The sequence below is a fragment of the Acinetobacter sp. V89_4 genome (assembly GCF_029967875.1).
GTDB classification, from domain to species: domain Bacteria; phylum Pseudomonadota; class Gammaproteobacteria; order Pseudomonadales; family Moraxellaceae; genus Acinetobacter; species Acinetobacter oleivorans.
Map to the genome: position 1 here is coordinate 252,206 of NZ_JASCAI010000028.1, position 16,345 is coordinate 268,550.

Here is a 16,345-nt window from a genome sequence, read left to right on the forward strand (position 1 = left end):
CATCTCACGCTCAAGTTAAAAGTTCGGAATAATCAATTTACTATATTTTGAGCATCAATTATGAGCTTACCTATTCCACAAGCTTCCTCTCGAGTTGTGATTACTGGCGCTTCATCAGGCATTGGTGAACAGCTAGCAAAACAGTTTGCTGTACGAGGCTATTCTTTAGTTTTAGTGGCTCGCCGTGTAGAAAAATTAGAGGCACTTGCTGAAAAATTAAAAGCCGAATATCAAATATCCGTAGATTTATATCCATGTGATTTGGGTGATCGGGCGGCGCGAGCTAAATTTCGTGATTATTTAGAAAATATTGAAGTAGCTATTCTTTGTAATAACGCTGGATTTGCGACTTTTGGTTGCCTACAAGACTTAGATGCAGACCGAGAGCGAGAAGAAGTTGAAGTTAATTCAGTGGCAATTCATGACCTGACTTTAGCTGTGTTGCCACAAATGATTAAAAGAAAAGCTGGGGCAATACTCATTGTGGGTTCTACTTCTGGTCATCAGCCGACTCCAGCAAATGCAACTTATGCAGCAACCAAGGCATTTGCCAATTCTTTTGCCGAGTCATTACATAGCGAACTTAAAGGGACTGGGGTTAGCTGTACGCTACTGGCTCCGGGGCCAACCAAAACTGGTTTTAATGAAGTTGCAGGCATTACAAAAATTGATGGTGTAGGTGGCGGTCTTGTTTGGGTAACCGCAGAACGCGTCGCCAAAGAAGCCATTCAAGGAATGGATCGAAATTGTCGAATTGTGATTCCGGGTTTCGTGGCACAGGCCCAAACCTTTGGAGGGCGTTACACACCACGCATTATTTTGCTGCCCATTCTTAAACAAGTATTTTCGAGATTAAGCCCATGAAACAGTTGATTAATGACTTACGTGTGCCTGTGGGTTTAGCCAATCTTGGCAATAAGCTTTATCACAATGCCCACTATTTGACTGCTGTCGTTGAAGTTGATGAAAAAGCAATGGCGCGCTGGTTACCGTCTGGAATGACACTGGTTAAACCAGCCAGAGCTGATTTGTTTTGTGCGTATTTCCCTGAAAATGTCTATACGGGCGCTTACCATGAAGCGGGTCTATTCGTTCATATTAAAGTTGGTAATAAAACTGGAATCTTTTGTCCTTGGATGATTTTGGACGATGACCGCGCCATGATTATTGGTCGTGAATTGCTCGGCTACCCTAAAAAGATGGGAGAAATTAGCTGGGAAAATGATGGCAAACGCATTTTAAGCAAAGCTTCACGTCGAGGTACAACACTCATTGAAATGGAAGCCAAGCTGCGTGAAGTCATTCATGATGCACCTCCAATTTTAGGATTACCGCATCGGAATATTACGGGTGGATTAGGAATTAGTTTACCCCGTGAAGTTCGATTCACCCCGAAAGAGCATCCAGTTGAAGTGCGTCAGGTTGAAATGAACTTACGTTTTACAGGCACAGCAAACGATCCTTTACATGATATGGGGTTAGGCGAAGTTATTGAGGCCAGACTACATCGCGTTGATTTGTCGGGAGGGTTAATTCCACCGATTCAAATACCTCGGTTACGTACGCCGTTATTTTTATTACGTCAGTTTAATCCACGCGTTTTATAGCTGGAGAATAAAGATGAATGCAGTTTTTGAGTCAAAGCCAGCACAAGATTTTTCTAAAATTTCCGCATCAATTGACATTACAGTGCGCCAGTTAGACTTATCTTTTCCAGATGAAATACCAGAGTTTTGGTTTAAAAATAATCCCTTGCTGACCATGTTATTTACTGCTTTGTCGAGTGCTTTTCCAGATGGTGAACGGCAGTTTATTTATAGTGTGCGTAATTATCAGGACAAAATTAGCGACCCTGTTTTACTTAAACAAGTCCGAGCTTTTATTGGTCAAGAAGCTCATCACGGCAAAGAGCACGATGCGCTTAATGCTGTCATGCTTAAAAAAGGTTATCCAGTTGAACGTATTTATAAGCGTTTTAAAAAGATGAACCGTATGTTGCAGCAACAGTTTTCTTTAGAGCATCAGTTGGCTTGCACCGTATGTATGGAGCATTTAACGGCAATTTTAGCGGACTATTTTATTAGTATCGCGCCCGAAGACTTAGAGTTGTTTGATGTTCATTTGCGAAAAATTTGGGCTTGGCATGCGATTGAAGAAACAGAGCATAAAGCTGTGGCGTTTGATGTCTATCAATCTTTAGTGAATAGACCTTATTTCTTACGGTTGGTGATGTTAGAAACCACGCTTTCTTTTCTCATCATTACCACCAGAGGAACAAAAGAGCTTTTAAAGGCTTCGGGCAAAAATAGAGATTTTAAAAGTCTATATGTGGGTTTGAAATATTTGCTTGGCGGTCAAGGTGTGATTCGAAAAATTAGTCACAGTTACTTAGATTTTTATTCTAAAGATTTTCATCCTTGGCAACACGATAACCGTGAGCAAATGATGAAATTAAAAGACATATATCTCAATGAATGATTTTTAAATTTAGGAAGAAAGAAAATGACAAAACCTAATCCAAAGCCCACATTAGCAAGTTCTTTAACGTTAGCCTGTGGCATTAGCATTCCAAACCGAATTGCCAAATCTGCAATGAGTGAACAACTTGCTGATCGGCATGGTTCACCGACCACTGACTTACAACAGTTGTATGCAGCTTGGGCCAGAGGTGGAGCAGGGTTATTAATCACAGGCAATGTGATGATTGACCACCGTACTTTTGTTGAACCACGAAATGTGGTTTTAGAGTCAGCAGAATTTCTGCAAGCAAATAAGTTATGGGCTCAGGCTGCACAAGCCAATGGCAGCAAAATTATTATGCAGATTAATCACCCAGGCCGTGTTGCAGTTTTACCACTTTTGAAAAAGCCAATAGGCCCTTCAGCAGTTGGGCTTGATTTACCTGCCATGAATATTATTCGCATTCCGCGTGCGATGACCGAAGCAGAAATATATGAGCAGATCAATCGATTTGCTCAAACTGCGAGGCTGGCTATTGAAGCTGGTTTTGATGGAGTACAGGTTCATGCAGCACATGGCTATTTACTCTCACAATTTTTATCACCTCTAGCCAATGTTCGGACAGATAAGTGGGGCGGTAGTCCTGAAAACCGACGCTGTATGCTCATTGAAACAGTTCAGGCTGTGCGAGCTGCAATAGGCAAAGAAAAAATATTAAGTGTAAAACTCAACTCTGCCGATTTTCAAAAAGGCGGATTAAGTCAGGAAGAATCGATAGACATTGCATTAGCTTTAGAAGCAGAAGGGATCGACCTATTAGAGATTTCAGGCGGGAATTATGAATCCCCTGCACAGTTAGGCTATGCACCAGATCGTTCTGCTCAGCGTGATGCATATTTTATTGACTATGCCACTGCACTTCGTAAACAAAGCAAATTACCACTGATGTTAACAGGTGGACTGCGCGATGTAGATTTTATGAACCATATTGTTGCTAATGGTACGGTCGATTTGGTTGGATTGGCTCGACCTTTTGCAGTACAGCCAGATTTAGCAAAACAACTGTTAGCCGGAAAATCGGTATTAAAACCAGCAAAAATTCCAGCCATTGGATACAAACCAGTAGATGCCTATTTGCAACTCGCTTGGCATGCTTCGCAATTTCGCCGTATTAGCAGTGGGCAACAACCCAAAGAGATTAAGGGCTTAGTGCGAACATTGATTGCTTTTGGTCCACGTATGGGCTTTAACATTTTGACTCAGGATTAATGGTAAGCGCTTTTGATATATAAGGATTTATTATCATGAATAGTTTAATCAGACAAAACCATGTGATTGTTCAGCGGCGTCCTGTATTTAATTTTACTGAAACGCCAACGCATTGGATTTATGATGATCCCATAGTTTCACAAATATTAAATTCAATTAACCCGATTACACCTGCACCAGAACGTTGGTTTTGTCAGACGTTTAGAGATGCATTGCCTTATATTAAAGATGAAAAACTTAAAGAGGCTGCAATTGCTTTCATTAAACAAGAGGGTGCTCATAGTTATGGGCACACTCTCGGAACACGGCATATAGAGGCCTTAGGGATTGATTTAAGTCGTTATATCAAGATGACGAATTGGATATTTAATGACATGATTGGCCCAAAACCATTAGGCTATGAATTGAAGCATCCGCGCTTAAAGTCGATGTGGCTAACGACCCGATTAGCAATGGTGGCTGCTGCCGAACATCTAACTGGAGTGTTAGGACATTGGGTTCTCAATGCAGAGGGGTTACAACACGCACCTGTCGATGTAGAAATGTTACGTTTATTGCAATGGCACGGAGCTGAAGAGGTTGAGCACCGTGAAGTAGCCGATGCAATGTTTAGATATTTTAGCAATAGCAATGTACTTCGAGTTGGGGCGGCTGCTTTCACGTTCCCTCTATTTATTGTTTTGGCTTATGTTGCTGTCGAAAATCTAGTAGAACAAGATGCGCAATTACCACATCGTTTTCGTTTCAAAGATTATTTCCGAGCAGCTCGACAAGACCGTGTGCCTAAAGTTGATAATATAATATTTGCATGTTTGCGATACTTTAACCCCAACCACAGCCCTTTAAATGAAGGGTCAACTGAGCAAGCCTTAACTTTTTTATCTACAATAAAAGAACTTAACTAAATAAAAGCTTGTACGAATATTGCTTCTTTTAGGCTCAAAAATAATGAATAAGACCTTTTAATTCATCTTATTAATAGTCTATAGCCGCCATATGAGCGGCTATATAATTTTCGAACCCTTGCGTAATCTAGATAATATTTGAGCTATGTACCTTATTCATCAAATTGTAAAACAACTTTCCCTTTTGCTCGTCCAGTATTTACATATTGGAGCGCTTCTTTAATTTTAATAAAATCATAGGTTTGGTCAACTACGGGTTTAATTTTTCCAGCTTCTACCAGTTCAGTAATTTTTGAGAGGTGTTGACCATTGGGTTGCATAAATAAAAATGAGTAAGTAATGCCGAGTTTTTTTGCTTTATGTCGAATTGACCAGCTTAACATCGGAATAACACATTTTAGGAACCAGTTTGGATTAATTACCTCTGCAAAAGCATGGTCAGGTGGCCCTGAAATACTAATAAGACGTCCACCACGTCTAAGAACGTTTAGTGATTTTTCTAAGGTTTTTCCGCCTTGTGTATCTAAAACTACGTCGTAGTCTTTAAGCTCTTGCTCAAAGTCCATTGTTTTATAGTCAATGATAATGTCAGCACCTAGCTCTTTTACCCAACCACTGTTTTTGGCACTGGTTGTGGTTGCAACCGTAGCGCCAAGAGACTTGGCAAGTTGAATTGCAATTGAACCCACACCCCCAGAACCTGCATGAATCAGCACTTTTTGGCCAGCTTTAACTTTTGCAATTTCAACCAGTGCTTGCCATGAAGTTAGGGCAACCAAAGGCAGGGCGGCTGCCTGTTCCATCGAAATATTTTGCGGTTTAAGTGCAAGTGAAGACTGTTGAACGACCGTATATTCAGCAAATGCGCCGTTTAGATCGGTCTTGGCATAAACTTCATCACCCACTTTAAACTGGGTAACCTTCGAGCCTACTTCTACCACTGTACCTGCAAAATCATTCCCTAATATAAAGGGGAACTTCACTGGAAGAATTGCTTTAAATTCGCCCTCTAAAACTCTTAAGTCGAGAGGGTTGATGCTTGCTGCATGAACTTTAACAAGCACTGTATCGTTAGTTACAGAAGGCTTGGTTTGTTCATCGAATTGTACATTATCAATATTGCCATAGTGGCTAATGTAGGCTGCTTTCATTTGAAACCTCTATTTCTCAAAATTATTTTAAAGTTTTATAAGCGTGGGTTTGTTCTAAACTTTCAAGCTGCGGTGTATTAATTTGTCAAAGATATTTGCAGGTGCAAATCGTCTTAACGCTTTTAAATTTTTTGCAGTTTTTCCTGCTGTGTAGCGTGGCACAACATGTTGACTTTGAATGACCGCTAAAATTGTATTGGCAACGACACTCGGGTCATCTGACTTATTAATTGAATTAATCATTTGTTTATGTAGCTTTTCACGAGTTTGATCGTAAAAAGAAATTTTATTATCTGCTTCAAGTAAATTCACACCTAAAGAAGTGTTGGTATAAGCAGGTTCAATAAGTGACACACGTATGCCTTGAGATCTTAATTCGTGATCTAAAGATTCAGAGTAACCTTCAAGTGCATGTTTTGATGCAGCATATAGTGCGCCAAAAGGCAGAGGTAAAAGCCCAAGAATTGAACTGATATTTAAGATCAATCCTGATTCTTTCTGACGCATGTGCGGAATTACCGCACGAGTCATGCGAACTGCACCGAAAAAGTTGGTATCAAAAATAGCCTGTGCTTGCTGCATTGAACTTTCTTCGGCACCAGCAGGTGCGATTGCAAATCCTGCGTTATTAATTAAGACATCAATTCGGCCTTCTTTCGCAATTACTTTTTCAACGGCGTGGGCAACGGAATCTTCTTGATTTACATCCAACTCAATAAGATGAAACTTATGATTTGATGAATCTTTTGCTCGTCGGCTTGTGCCATAAACAACAAAACCTGCCTCATGTAAAAGCTCGGCCGTTGCCAATCCAATACCCGAAGATGCGCCTGTAATCAAAACTACTTTGCTAGACATATCATGTTCCTCACTTAAATTTTGTAGTCAATTCACGAATGAATTTCGACTTGATTTTTTAATCATAATCTAAAAATAAAATAGTTACTACTAAAAAGATAGTGACAATGCTTTTTTGTCTATGTATAGTTAGTACTAAATCGATATTAACTCTGTTTTTATCTTTTCTCTCTTTGAAAGATCACTCATAAAAACAGATGAATCAGATCAATGAATTAAATTTGAGGATCAGAGAAATGAATTTTTTATTAAATACAGTTGCTATGAGTTTGACGGCGATATCTATTTTTAGTGCTCCCTTAACTCAGGCAGAGACTGTGGAATCACTCTCTTTTAGCACCCCTTTTACTAAGGCGAATGAAGTGTCAAAAAACAGTGTTATCAATCAGCAAGCAGGTCAAAATCCCCAACTCAATACAAATTGGACAAATGTCCCAACTCAATTTATTAATGCAGGTGGCGTTAACTTCGCTTATCGAGAATATGGTCAACAAAACGGTGGAACGCCTGTCATTTTTTTAAACCATTTAGCTGCTGTACTAGATAACTGGGATCCACGAATTATTGATGGAATTGCGGCAAAACATCATGTTGTTGTGTTTGATAATCGCGGCGTTGGTGCTTCGACTGGTGAACCAGCAAAGTCAATTGAACAAATGGCAGATGATGCGATTACTTTCATTCAAGCAAAAGGCTTTAAACAGGTTGATTTATTTGGCTTTTCGATGGGCGGCATGATTTCACAAGAGATTGTGCTAAAACAGCCGAATTTGGTTAGAAAAATGATTTTATCGGGAACTGGCCCTGCGGGCGGTACTGGAATTAGTACAGTCGGGCGAGTTTCTAATTGGGATTTAGTTCGTGGAATGGTGACTGGTCAAGACCCTAAGGTTTATCTTTTCTTCACTCGTACAGAAAATGGTAAAGCTTCTGCAAAAGCCTTTATTCAACGTATTAATGAACGTACTGAAAACAGGGATAAAGAAATTACCATTTCTGCCTATCGTGCCCAGCTTAAAGCATTAAAAAAATGGGGAAGTAAAAAACCTGCTGACCTTTCTGTGATTCAACAACCTGTTCTTGTTGCCAACGGTGATCATGACCGAATGGTGCCAACAGTAAATACTTATGATTTAGCAAAGCGCTTACCGAATAGTTCACTTGTAATCTATCCAGATGCAGGTCATGGGGGAATATTTCAGTTTAATGAAGATTTTGTAAAACAATCACTTACATTCTTAGCTAAATAAGAACTTAAATTTAGGACTATGACCATGACAACAATTACACACCAAACAGCCGAGACCCAATTCATTGAAGTAGATGGAGCAAATTTTGCCTATCGTCGATGGGGTAACTCAAATGCAGGGCAACCACCGCTATTTTTTCTTCAGCATTTCCGAGGTGGTTTAGACAATTGGGATCCACTGATTACTGATGGTTTAGCGCAAGGACGTGAAGTCATTTTGTTTAACGGTCGCGGCATTGCTTCATCTACTGGCCAGCCCCGTACTCGCATTGAAGATATGGCAGACGACGCGGCAGCAGTTATTCGTGCACTAGGCTTAAAGCAGGTTGACCTATTAGGCTTTTCACTGGGCGGGTTTCAGGCACAAGATTTAGTACGTCGCCATCCTGAACTCGTCAGAAAATTGATGCTTTTAGGTACAGGGCCAAGAGGGGGTAAACCACGCGGTGATGACCCAGAAGTAGCTGCATTGGTATTGAAACATGCAACAACTGCTGTGCCTTCTGAAGAAAACTTCCTCTTTTTATTTTTTGGCCGATCTGAAGCTGCTATTCAGGCTGGTCATAAATTTTGGCAACGCCGCCATGAGCGTAAAAACCAAGATCCAGCAAGCTCAGTTGAAGTCATGCAGGCACAGATAGAAGCCAATATGCATTTTTTACCTAAACTTGATGAACAAGATCCTTTTGCACATTTACGTGAGATTAAACAACCTACTTTCATTTTAAATGGTGTCGATGATGTGATGATTCCGACCATCAATGCATATCACATGGCACTTAACATTCCAAACGCTCAGCTATTTATTTATCCCGATGCAGGACATGGTGCCCAATTTCAGTACCCTGAACGCTTCGTAAAACATGCAATACAGTTTTTAGATGAATAATACCTATGAGTTCGGTCCATTCAATTTGATGAATCAAGAAGATAAAAATGATGAAATTTAAATTATTGCTGTGGATGCTGACCAAGCTCATGCAGCGTGCTGTAAAAAAGAACCCGAAATGTGCAGCTTATGTGAAAGATAAAAATGTCATCTTTCAGATTCAAACAGCAAGTGGTGAAGGCCGCTATTTCGAAGTAAAAAACGGCAAGATTAACTCTTATTCAGGGCTAACCAAGTCACCAAGTTTTACCTTTACGTTTAAAACGGGTAGCAAAGGGTTTGCCGTGTTGTCAGCGAAAGACAGTGTAAACACTTTTTTAACTGCACTTAAAACACAAGACCTTGTCATTACCGGAAATTTTGTGGATGTGATGTGGTTTCAAAGTTTAGTGGACTTTATTCAACCCCATTCAAAACCCTCTTTAACTGTGTGAGATAAGCCATGACTCATCTGCAATTAAAAACGAATCTTTTGAATCAACCTTTAACTTTACCGAATGGTGTCAAGCTTCCAAACCGCTTAGCAAAGGCTGCAACCAGTGAAACTTTAGCCAGCTATTCAAATAATCCAAACGAAAAACATGTTCGGCTGTACCAGCGTTGGGCCGCATCAGGGATTGGGATGATCATAACTGGCAACATTATGATTGACCGCAAAGCCTTAGGTGAGGCTGGCAATGTGGTGGTTGAGGATGAGCGTGATTTTGCAATTTTACAGAAATGGGCAAAAACCGTGACCGAACAAGATTCTCAATTATGGGCACAGTTAAATCATCCGGGAAAACAATCACCGAAAGGATTAAATGTACGTAACATTTCTGCATCGGCAGTGCCATTTGGTGCAGAAATGCAGTCTTTATTTGCAACACCGGATGAAGCAACACATGAAGAGATTTTAGAAATTATTCAGCGTTTTGGGCGTAGTGCTGCGATATGTAAAAAGGCTGGATTTAGTGGAGTTGAGATTCACGCTGCGCATGGTTATCTGATTAACCAGTTTTTGTCACCTTTGCACAATTTAAGAAATGATGAGTGGGGTGGTACACCAGAAAAACGTCGCCGTTTCTTAATGGAAGTTTATACAGAGATCCGAAAACAAGTCGGTAAAGAGTTTCCTATTGCGATTAAGCTTAACTCGGCAGACTTTCAAAAAGGCGGGTTTACCGAGCAAGACTCCTTAGAAACCATTCAGGCTTTAGCGAATGCAGGCATTGACCTGATTGAAATATCGGGTGGCACCTACGAATCTGGAGTAGCCAAAGCTCCACAAAAAGCATCGACAATCGCACGCGAAGCTTTCTTTATTGATTTCGCCGAAAAAGTGAGAACACTCGTAAAAACGCCGTTGATGGTAACAGGTGGATTCCGAACTGTAGAAGGTATGGATCAAGCTTTGCAGTCACATGCATGTGATGTTATTGGAATTGCAAGACTTATGGCAATTGAACCTGATGTACCCAAATCTTTACTGGCAGGAAAAAATGGTTTTCAGTCAGTGCAACCCATCAAAACTGGCATCAAAAAAATTGATAGTCTCGGGATTATGGAAGTACTTTGGTATACCCAACAACTCAAACGGATTGGTAAAGGTAAAGAGCCGAAACCCAAAGAAAGTGGCTTATGGGCATTTATTAAATCAGTTTTACTCAGTGGTTGGGGAACTTATGCCACCCAACGTAGCCGAGCAAAATAACCCATTTACTTTACATCAGGCCAATAAAAAGCACTCCAATTGAGTGCTTTTATATTTAAATCATTCATTACTTTTGACTGATCGGGCGAGTACCAATTTCGGCTCCCGTCACTTGGTCAATTACAATAGGTTTGATTTCAGTGCCTCGTTCTGCATCAATGAAAGTTACCATTTTCTCAGGTTGCTCAAAGGGTTTATATTTTCGACCCCATGCACCAATCACAAATAAAGCTGGTAAAAAATCTTTACCTGCTTGAGTTAATACATACTCTTCACGTGGTGGGTGTTCAGAATATTGTCTTTTTTCAAGTAAGCCTTCTTCTACTAAAACAGATAACCGTTTTGTTAGCATGGTTGGTGCAATACCTAAGCTTTTACGGAACTGATCAAAACGAGTGAAACCCGCATGAGCATCTCGTAATATCAACATGCTCCACGCATCACCTAGTACAGAAAGGCTTCTGGCGATTGGGCAGACTTCTAGATTGCTATTTTTACTCATATCGAATTAATAAACTCAATAGTAACTACTAAAATAATACTAACACAAAGTAGCGAATTAAGCGAGTTTGAATGCTAAATATACAATAATAACTCTATGTCCCGAGTCAATTTTGAACTATGTCTGCACTAGGCTGACTTTCTAATAACTTGGATAAATTATTTTCAAGCCAAGTAGTTAAATCAAAAAGTCGTTCGGAAGCCTCGCGTCCAAAGTCTGTTAATTGATAATCTACACGAGGTGGTATTTCTGCATAATCCTGACGTACGATAAAACCATCGTGCTCAAGCGTTTTTAAGGTTTGTGCCAACATCTTTTCACTAATGCCATCAATAATTTTCTTTAACTCATTAAAACGCAGACGTTGATCTCGAAGTGCAACTAAAATCAAGACACTCCAACGGCTCGTGAGAGTTAATAAAATTTTTCGAGAGGGACAATCTGCTGCAAAAACGTATCCTTTCATCGCGTACCACCTTCATTACAAAAGTTTACATTTGTTTCTAAACTTACTTTTAGGTAAGTACTTACTTTTAGTAAGTTAAGGTACTACGATGATTGGAATATATCAACTACATCAGATGGAGATCATCATGCGTATTGCAGTTACTGGTGCATCAGGTCAACTCGGCCAATTGGTTATTTCTCAATTACTCGAACGGACTGACGCAAAAAATATTGTCGCATTAGTTCGCAATCCAGAAAAAGCATCAGATTTAAGCTCAAAAGGGATCGAAGTGCGTGCTTTTGATTATGGCCATGACGCAGATAAACTTTCGGTTCAATTGGCTGGTATTGATAAGCTTTTATTAATCTCATCGAGTGAAGTTGGTCAACGTACAGTACAACACCAAAATGTGATTAATGCGGCAAAACTTGCAGACGTAAAATTTATTATTTACACGAGTTTATTAAATGCAGATACATCACCACTTCTATTAGCACAAGAACATGTTGAAACTGAACAATATTTAAAAAAATCGGATATCCCATATACGCTATTACGTAATAACTGGTACAGCGAAAACTATGCAATGGGGCTTGCACAAGCAGTTGAGCATGGCAAAATTTTGGGGGCAACGCATCACGGCAAAATTGCTTCTGCTTCGCGCTTAGACTATGCGACTGCTGCCGCTGTGGTATTAACGCAAGAAGGGCATGAGAATAAAGTTTATGAACTAGCAGGCGATGCGAGTTATACCCTTGACGATGTTGCAAAATGGGCAAGTGAAATTAGCAAAAAAGAAGTCATTTACCAAGACCTACCAGAAGAGGAATATAAAGCGCTCTTGGTACAATTGGGCATACCAGAAGGGTTTGCTGGCATCTTGGCAGATTCAGATGAAGGCGTATCTAAAGGTGGTTTGTATAGTGATAGCAAAGATCTGCACCAGTTAATTGGTCGTGCCACTACCAGTATGCAAGAGACGATTAAAGAATTCTTATCTTAAGTTAACGCTATAACTCTTATCTAAAAGCAAAAAGGCTTAAATTGTTCAGATTTAGGCCTTTTGTATATTTAAATAAATAGGTTTTCCATCATTAATGTGCAAAGTAAGTTGACCCGATCAGATTTTTTCCTGATGTATAGTGCAACTTTATTTGAGATGTAGACTTTACTGAAATATATAATTAAATGAAAACAATAAATTAATAGCTAAAAAGTTATAAAATGAGTGTGAAATATATTGTTAATCGTTAAAAGAAAACTAGGTAAAAGATATGTCTTTATTTGAAGAATGTAAAAAAGCACTCAAAAATGATTTTCAAATTATTAGTGATATAGACGTAGAAGATGTTTATACGAAGTTGAATATGTATCCCATAAAACAAAACTATATTTTATGGAAAAATATAGATTTCAAAGATTTTGATGATATGGAAGAGTTGTTAGAAAGCATGCAAACGATTCAGAATGAAAATGTCTATGTCGTTGCAGATGATCAGAATATTCCAGTCTTTACTTCTAAGCTGACATCAATAATCGAAAATATATACGATGTTATGGCTCTATGTCCTAAAGTCTTTATTTTTAATGAAACTATCCTGTTAGAACCACTTTTTCCAACTTACACCCTTAGAGTGGCTTTTAATCCTAACTTAAATAAATCTCATATTTAAGGTTTTTCTTAATTGTGTAATTAAAAGAAAAATTAATCCTGCCAATAAGGTGTTTCACCGTAGACTTCAGCAAAATAATCAATCACTACCCGAATATTTAAAGGTGGATGACGCACATTAGGATAAATTGCTGCGATGTGCTGTGGTTGAGGTTTAATAGATGCTTCATATTGAGGTAAAAGTTTTATTAATTTGCCGTGCTTTAATGCCTCACCAATGAGCCAGTCAGGAAATAAAACAATTCCCATCCCATTGAGTGCCGCCGTCATTAAGCTCTCAGCATTATTTGAAGCAAGTAAAGGCACAATTGGATAATGTACCCATTCCTCATCTGGCTTTCTAATTAACCAACGGTTAGGTCCTTCAAACCCTTTATAGACTAAACATTTATGTTCATTGAGTGCCTTGGGATGATCAAGAGTACCGTATTTAACAATGTAAGCAGGAGAGGCCGCCAAATGATATTTTTGTGTGCCAAAAATACGCGCATGAAAGGATGAATCTGTGAGGGTTCCAATGCGAAATATTAAATCAGTACTGTCCCGAAGAGGATCTATAAATTCGTCTGTCTGAATCAGTTCGATTAAAAGCCGTGGATAACGTTCTGATAAACCCGCTAACCACGGTGCAATATGCCTTTGACCAAAAAATACGGGTGCATTAATTCTGACCAGCCCGGAGGGCTCTACAGTTTTATCCTGCAACGCCTTTTGAGCTTCATCAAATTGCTCTGTAATTCTTTTAGCATATTCAAAAAATAATTTACCTGATTCGGTCGGTGTGATTGCTCGTGTATTTCGATAAAAAAGTTGCTGCCCCAACGCATCTTCTAACTGTTGAATGGTCCGAGAAATCATCGATGCAGACACGTCTTCTTTTCTCGCCACAACAGAGAAGTTTTGAGCTTTATATACACTGATAAAAAAGCGAAGGGTACGAATATCAATCGAATTTGACAAATTCATCTGTGCAATTTCTGCAAAAGTGATTCATGGATTATGCTGTTTTTCTGCTGAATTGGCTACTCTATGATTCGTTGCCTAAATACCATGAGGCAATGTTCATGCAAATTCTATTACTGTTTCTAACCATTTTAGGTGGGATGGGGCTATCTGTAGAAGCAGGTCTTTTAGGGCCATTAGGTACACAAGTTGGAGAATTGTGGGCCACTTTTAGTATTTTTGGAGTAGGGGCCGCACTTACCTTTCTACTTATGTTGTTTTTTAGTCCTCGCAATAGTCCCTCATTTTTTACTCTTCCATCATGGCAGTTATTGGGAGGGGTAATTGGCCCGATCTACGTCATTATTCTTACCATCACAGCGCCGATTATTGGTATTGCCATGACCATGATTGGGATTTTGGCTGGTCAAGTTTTTAAGAGCCTAATTATTGATCATTATGGGTTACTCGGAACCCCGCATAGAAAAGTAGATCGAAAACGTGTGCTTGCGCTTGCTTTTATTGTGGTTGCACTTTCGTTAGTCGCAAAAGCATAAGGGGGAAATATGACTATATTCATGATCTTATTGGCAGTCATCGGCGGTGCTTTACTCAGTGTACAGGCGGCAATTAATGGCCAGCTTGGTAGTAAAGTTGGCGTATTCCGTAGTGCATTTTTAACGTTTTCGGTAGGTGCTTTAATTACCGCATTACTTATTTTTTATTTTGAACCCAAGCAAACTTTAACCCTATTAGATGTACCTAAATGGCAATTACTAGGTGCAATGTGTGGTGTTCCCTATATTGTGATTATGGTGTTAGCAGTACAAAGAATCGGGGCGGCTGTTGCAACTGTTGCGGTTATTTTTGGGCAACTTCTCATGAGTATGTTAATTGATAATTTTGGTTGGTTTGGCAATGAAATTCTGCCTTTTTCAACTTATAGATTGGGCGCGCTCATCTGTTTAGCGATTGCGCTTTATTTTATATATTCAAGTAGTAAAACGACTCAAGTTGAACCTAACAGCTAACATGTTTATAAAACAGGAGGGTTTTATTAAGTTAATATTTAAGGTTTTTCTTAATTGTGTAATTAAATGAAAAACAATAATTAATTAAATAATTTCTAGCCAATTTCACATTGACACCTTAATTTTTGAAGATTACCATTTGCGGGCTGGCCTACATTGCCAGACGGTTTTGACGGACCGTTATTTCAACCACATCAGGATTATTTCTTCTGAGGAAGAGTCTTGTGTGCACACCTCGTTCCCTCCCGTAGCGGTAGGACGGGAGTGGGACACTTTCGAGTGTGCTGGAGTTGAAACCAGTCCGTCAACCCGCTTCCGTTCTGCCACCATAATTTATAATGTTTCGGCAGAACTCCCAAAAGAAGGAGTTGGCTATGCACATTCATAAATTATTGGCAGTCACTGTCAAAATCAATCTCGACACAACTTAAATCAATTTAAAGCTTTGATGAGCTATAGGCTTTTCAGGCTCTAATTCGTCACGACTAAAATTTAGCAACAATAAAACTTGAGATGTGCCACGCACAGTCTTTACGGCTTTGCTGTGCCTTTTTTTCTCCCAGAGAAGGCACAGGCTTTTTAATCTCTTTTGAAACAACAAGAATTTATAACGGTAAAACTATGCCAACTTTAGAAACATCTTCCAAAAAATTACATGTTATTCATACTGCAATAGAGCTGTTCAATCTCTATGGATTTCACAATACGGGCGTGGACTTAATTGCCAAAGAATCCAAAATTCCTAAAGCCACTTTTTATAACTACTTTCACTCAAAAGAGCGTCTTGTTGAAAGGTGTGTATCTTTTCAAAAAAGCCGATTGAAAGAAGAAGTGCTGGCAATTATTTACTCAAGTCGTTACCGAAACTCAAGCGATAAACTCAAAGAAATTATTGCTTTACATGTCAATTTTAATAGTCTGTACTATCTATTGCTTAAAGCTATTTTTGAAATTAAACAGATTTACTCTCAGGCCTACCACATGGCAATTGAGTATAGAAAATGGCTGCTTCGAGAACTTTTTGATCTGGTTTTTAGTTTAGAGAACAACACACTAAAACCCGATGCCAATATGGTTTTAAACTTAATTGATGGTTTGATGTTCCAGATTTTAAGCTCAAATCGTTTGGATGAAAGAGATATGGTGGTGGAGAGGTTTTTTGGTGGGGAATATTAATCAGCTCTTTTTAGCTGGGAATAAGCTGTAAATTGATCTTTGGCTTAATACACCGCTAGAGAATTTTATAAAAAATAATCAGAAAATTGTAAACAAAAAA

20 protein-coding genes are annotated in these 16,345 nt (G+C 39.1%); 15 read left to right on the top strand and 5 right to left on the bottom strand.

What is annotated here, in order from left to right:
- Positions 1 to 60 precede the first annotated feature (60 nt).
- From QLG01_RS12840 to QLG01_RS12860, 5 genes are read left to right on the top strand one after another with little or no spacing between them, the layout of a single operon-like run.
- Positions 61 to 864 carry an SDR family oxidoreductase gene (locus QLG01_RS12840; protein ID WP_013197748.1) on the top strand — a complete coding sequence of 268 codons (804 nt, stop codon included), beginning with the start codon at positions 61 to 63 and terminating at the stop codon, positions 862 to 864.
- Positions 861 to 1,607, top strand: coding sequence for an acetoacetate decarboxylase family protein (locus QLG01_RS12845; protein ID WP_282496602.1), 747 nt, complete (start codon positions 861 to 863; stop codon positions 1,605 to 1,607). Before QLG01_RS12840 ends, QLG01_RS12845 begins: the two co-directional genes overlap by 4 nt.
- A gap of 13 nt (positions 1,608 to 1,620) precedes the next feature.
- Complete coding sequence (locus QLG01_RS12850) at positions 1,621 to 2,478, top strand: metal-dependent hydrolase (protein ID WP_282496603.1); 858 nt, start codon at positions 1,621 to 1,623, stop codon at positions 2,476 to 2,478.
- A 24-nt stretch (positions 2,479 to 2,502) separates the two neighbouring features.
- Entirely contained in the window at positions 2,503 to 3,729 is a 1,227-nt protein-coding gene (locus QLG01_RS12855; RefSeq protein ID WP_282496604.1) for an NADH:flavin oxidoreductase/NADH oxidase family protein, read from the top strand.
- A gap of 35 nt (positions 3,730 to 3,764) precedes the next feature.
- Complete coding sequence (locus tag QLG01_RS12860) at positions 3,765 to 4,634, top strand: metal-dependent hydrolase (RefSeq protein WP_282496605.1); 870 nt, start codon at positions 3,765 to 3,767, stop codon at positions 4,632 to 4,634.
- 152 nt (positions 4,635 to 4,786) lie between these two features.
- On the opposite strand, the gene QLG01_RS12865 is transcribed toward QLG01_RS12860, so the two are convergent.
- Together QLG01_RS12865 and QLG01_RS12870 are read right to left on the bottom strand one after the other, a co-directional pair.
- A complete protein-coding gene (locus QLG01_RS12865) occupies positions 4,787 to 5,785 on the bottom strand; it encodes an NADP-dependent oxidoreductase (protein ID WP_282496606.1) in 999 nt (332 codons plus the stop codon).
- 54 nt (positions 5,786 to 5,839) lie between these two features.
- Positions 5,840 to 6,643: an oxidoreductase gene (locus tag QLG01_RS12870; RefSeq protein ID WP_282496607.1), complete on the bottom strand. Its 804-nt coding sequence runs from the start codon at positions 6,641 to 6,643 to the stop codon at positions 5,840 to 5,842.
- Between the two features lie 236 nt (positions 6,644 to 6,879).
- On the opposite strand from QLG01_RS12870, the gene QLG01_RS12875 reads away from it, so the two are divergent.
- The 4 genes from QLG01_RS12875 to QLG01_RS12890 are packed head-to-tail and all read left to right on the top strand — an operon-like array spanning position 6,880 to position 10,474.
- Entirely contained in the window at positions 6,880 to 7,893 is a 1,014-nt protein-coding gene (locus QLG01_RS12875; protein WP_282496608.1) for an alpha/beta hydrolase, read from the top strand.
- Between the two features lie 24 nt (positions 7,894 to 7,917).
- On the top strand, positions 7,918 to 8,781 hold the full coding sequence (locus tag QLG01_RS12880) for an alpha/beta hydrolase (RefSeq protein ID WP_282496609.1): 864 nt from the start codon (positions 7,918 to 7,920) through the stop codon (positions 8,779 to 8,781).
- Positions 8,782 to 8,828: 47 nt separating this feature from the next.
- Positions 8,829 to 9,215: a hypothetical protein gene (locus QLG01_RS12885; RefSeq protein WP_004642957.1), complete on the top strand. Its 387-nt coding sequence runs from the start codon at positions 8,829 to 8,831 to the stop codon at positions 9,213 to 9,215.
- Between the two features lie 8 nt (positions 9,216 to 9,223).
- Positions 9,224 to 10,474, top strand: coding sequence for an NADH:flavin oxidoreductase/NADH oxidase family protein (locus QLG01_RS12890; protein ID WP_282496611.1), 1,251 nt, complete (start codon positions 9,224 to 9,226; stop codon positions 10,472 to 10,474).
- Between the two features lie 67 nt (positions 10,475 to 10,541).
- On the opposite strand, the gene QLG01_RS12895 is transcribed toward QLG01_RS12890, so the two are convergent.
- Positions 10,542 to 10,976 carry a helix-turn-helix domain-containing protein gene (locus QLG01_RS12895; RefSeq protein ID WP_023274226.1) on the bottom strand — a complete coding sequence of 145 codons (435 nt, stop codon included), beginning with the start codon at positions 10,974 to 10,976 and terminating at the stop codon, positions 10,542 to 10,544.
- Positions 10,977 to 11,082: 106 nt separating this feature from the next.
- Positions 11,083 to 11,442: a helix-turn-helix domain-containing protein gene (locus QLG01_RS12900; RefSeq protein WP_003651924.1), complete on the bottom strand. Its 360-nt coding sequence runs from the start codon at positions 11,440 to 11,442 to the stop codon at positions 11,083 to 11,085.
- 127 nt (positions 11,443 to 11,569) lie between these two features.
- Between QLG01_RS12900 and QLG01_RS12905 the strand changes: the two genes are divergently transcribed.
- Both QLG01_RS12905 and QLG01_RS12910 read left to right on the top strand, forming a co-directional pair.
- On the top strand, positions 11,570 to 12,427 hold the full coding sequence (locus QLG01_RS12905; RefSeq protein WP_282496612.1) for an SDR family oxidoreductase: 858 nt from the start codon (positions 11,570 to 11,572) through the stop codon (positions 12,425 to 12,427).
- Positions 12,428 to 12,698: 271 nt separating this feature from the next.
- Positions 12,699 to 13,097 (top strand): hypothetical protein, encoded by a 399-nt coding sequence (locus QLG01_RS12910; protein WP_282496613.1) that lies wholly within the window; start codon positions 12,699 to 12,701, stop codon positions 13,095 to 13,097.
- Positions 13,098 to 13,129: 32 nt separating this feature from the next.
- On the opposite strand, the gene QLG01_RS12915 is transcribed toward QLG01_RS12910, so the two are convergent.
- A complete protein-coding gene (locus tag QLG01_RS12915) occupies positions 13,130 to 14,062 on the bottom strand; it encodes a LysR family transcriptional regulator (protein WP_282496614.1) in 933 nt (310 codons plus the stop codon).
- A gap of 98 nt (positions 14,063 to 14,160) precedes the next feature.
- Here QLG01_RS12915 and QLG01_RS12920 point away from each other — a divergent pair, with 98 nt between their 5' ends.
- From QLG01_RS12920 to QLG01_RS12935, 4 genes are all read left to right on the top strand, one after another.
- Positions 14,161 to 14,595, top strand: a complete 435-nt coding sequence (locus QLG01_RS12920; protein WP_282496615.1) for a DMT family transporter — start codon at positions 14,161 to 14,163, stop codon at positions 14,593 to 14,595.
- 9 nt (positions 14,596 to 14,604) lie between these two features.
- Positions 14,605 to 15,069 carry a DMT family transporter gene (locus tag QLG01_RS12925; protein WP_111854014.1) on the top strand — a complete coding sequence of 155 codons (465 nt, stop codon included), beginning with the start codon at positions 14,605 to 14,607 and terminating at the stop codon, positions 15,067 to 15,069.
- A gap of 226 nt (positions 15,070 to 15,295) precedes the next feature.
- Positions 15,296 to 15,457 (top strand): hypothetical protein, encoded by a 162-nt coding sequence (locus QLG01_RS12930; protein ID WP_153300538.1) that lies wholly within the window; start codon positions 15,296 to 15,298, stop codon positions 15,455 to 15,457.
- A gap of 233 nt (positions 15,458 to 15,690) precedes the next feature.
- Entirely contained in the window at positions 15,691 to 16,245 is a 555-nt protein-coding gene (locus QLG01_RS12935; RefSeq protein WP_282496617.1) for a TetR/AcrR family transcriptional regulator, read from the top strand.
- Positions 16,246 to 16,345 lie beyond the last annotated feature (100 nt).

Coding starts and splice junctions, on each gene's coding strand:
- QLG01_RS12840 (WP_013197748.1), top strand. CDS start 61: ATGAGCTTACCTATTCCACAAGCTTCCTCTCGAGTTGTGATTACTGGC.
- QLG01_RS12845 (WP_282496602.1), top strand. CDS start 861: ATGAAACAGTTGATTAATGACTTACGTGTGCCTGTGGGTTTAGCCAAT.
- QLG01_RS12850 (WP_282496603.1), top strand. CDS start 1,621: ATGAATGCAGTTTTTGAGTCAAAGCCAGCACAAGATTTTTCTAAAATT.
- QLG01_RS12855 (WP_282496604.1), top strand. CDS start 2,503: ATGACAAAACCTAATCCAAAGCCCACATTAGCAAGTTCTTTAACGTTA.
- QLG01_RS12860 (WP_282496605.1), top strand. CDS start 3,765: ATGAATAGTTTAATCAGACAAAACCATGTGATTGTTCAGCGGCGTCCT.
- QLG01_RS12865 (WP_282496606.1), bottom strand. CDS start 5,785: ATGAAAGCAGCCTACATTAGCCACTATGGCAATATTGATAATGTACAA.
- QLG01_RS12870 (WP_282496607.1), bottom strand. CDS start 6,643: ATGTCTAGCAAAGTAGTTTTGATTACAGGCGCATCTTCGGGTATTGGA.
- QLG01_RS12875 (WP_282496608.1), top strand. CDS start 6,880: ATGAATTTTTTATTAAATACAGTTGCTATGAGTTTGACGGCGATATCT.
- QLG01_RS12880 (WP_282496609.1), top strand. CDS start 7,918: ATGACAACAATTACACACCAAACAGCCGAGACCCAATTCATTGAAGTA.
- QLG01_RS12885 (WP_004642957.1), top strand. CDS start 8,829: ATGATGAAATTTAAATTATTGCTGTGGATGCTGACCAAGCTCATGCAG.
- QLG01_RS12890 (WP_282496611.1), top strand. CDS start 9,224: ATGACTCATCTGCAATTAAAAACGAATCTTTTGAATCAACCTTTAACT.
- QLG01_RS12895 (WP_023274226.1), bottom strand. CDS start 10,976: ATGAGTAAAAATAGCAATCTAGAAGTCTGCCCAATCGCCAGAAGCCTT.
- QLG01_RS12900 (WP_003651924.1), bottom strand. CDS start 11,442: ATGAAAGGATACGTTTTTGCAGCAGATTGTCCCTCTCGAAAAATTTTA.
- QLG01_RS12905 (WP_282496612.1), top strand. CDS start 11,570: ATGCGTATTGCAGTTACTGGTGCATCAGGTCAACTCGGCCAATTGGTT.
- QLG01_RS12910 (WP_282496613.1), top strand. CDS start 12,699: ATGTCTTTATTTGAAGAATGTAAAAAAGCACTCAAAAATGATTTTCAA.
- QLG01_RS12915 (WP_282496614.1), bottom strand. CDS start 14,062: ATGAATTTGTCAAATTCGATTGATATTCGTACCCTTCGCTTTTTTATC.
- QLG01_RS12920 (WP_282496615.1), top strand. CDS start 14,161: ATGCAAATTCTATTACTGTTTCTAACCATTTTAGGTGGGATGGGGCTA.
- QLG01_RS12925 (WP_111854014.1), top strand. CDS start 14,605: ATGACTATATTCATGATCTTATTGGCAGTCATCGGCGGTGCTTTACTC.
- QLG01_RS12935 (WP_282496617.1), top strand. CDS start 15,691: ATGCCAACTTTAGAAACATCTTCCAAAAAATTACATGTTATTCATACT.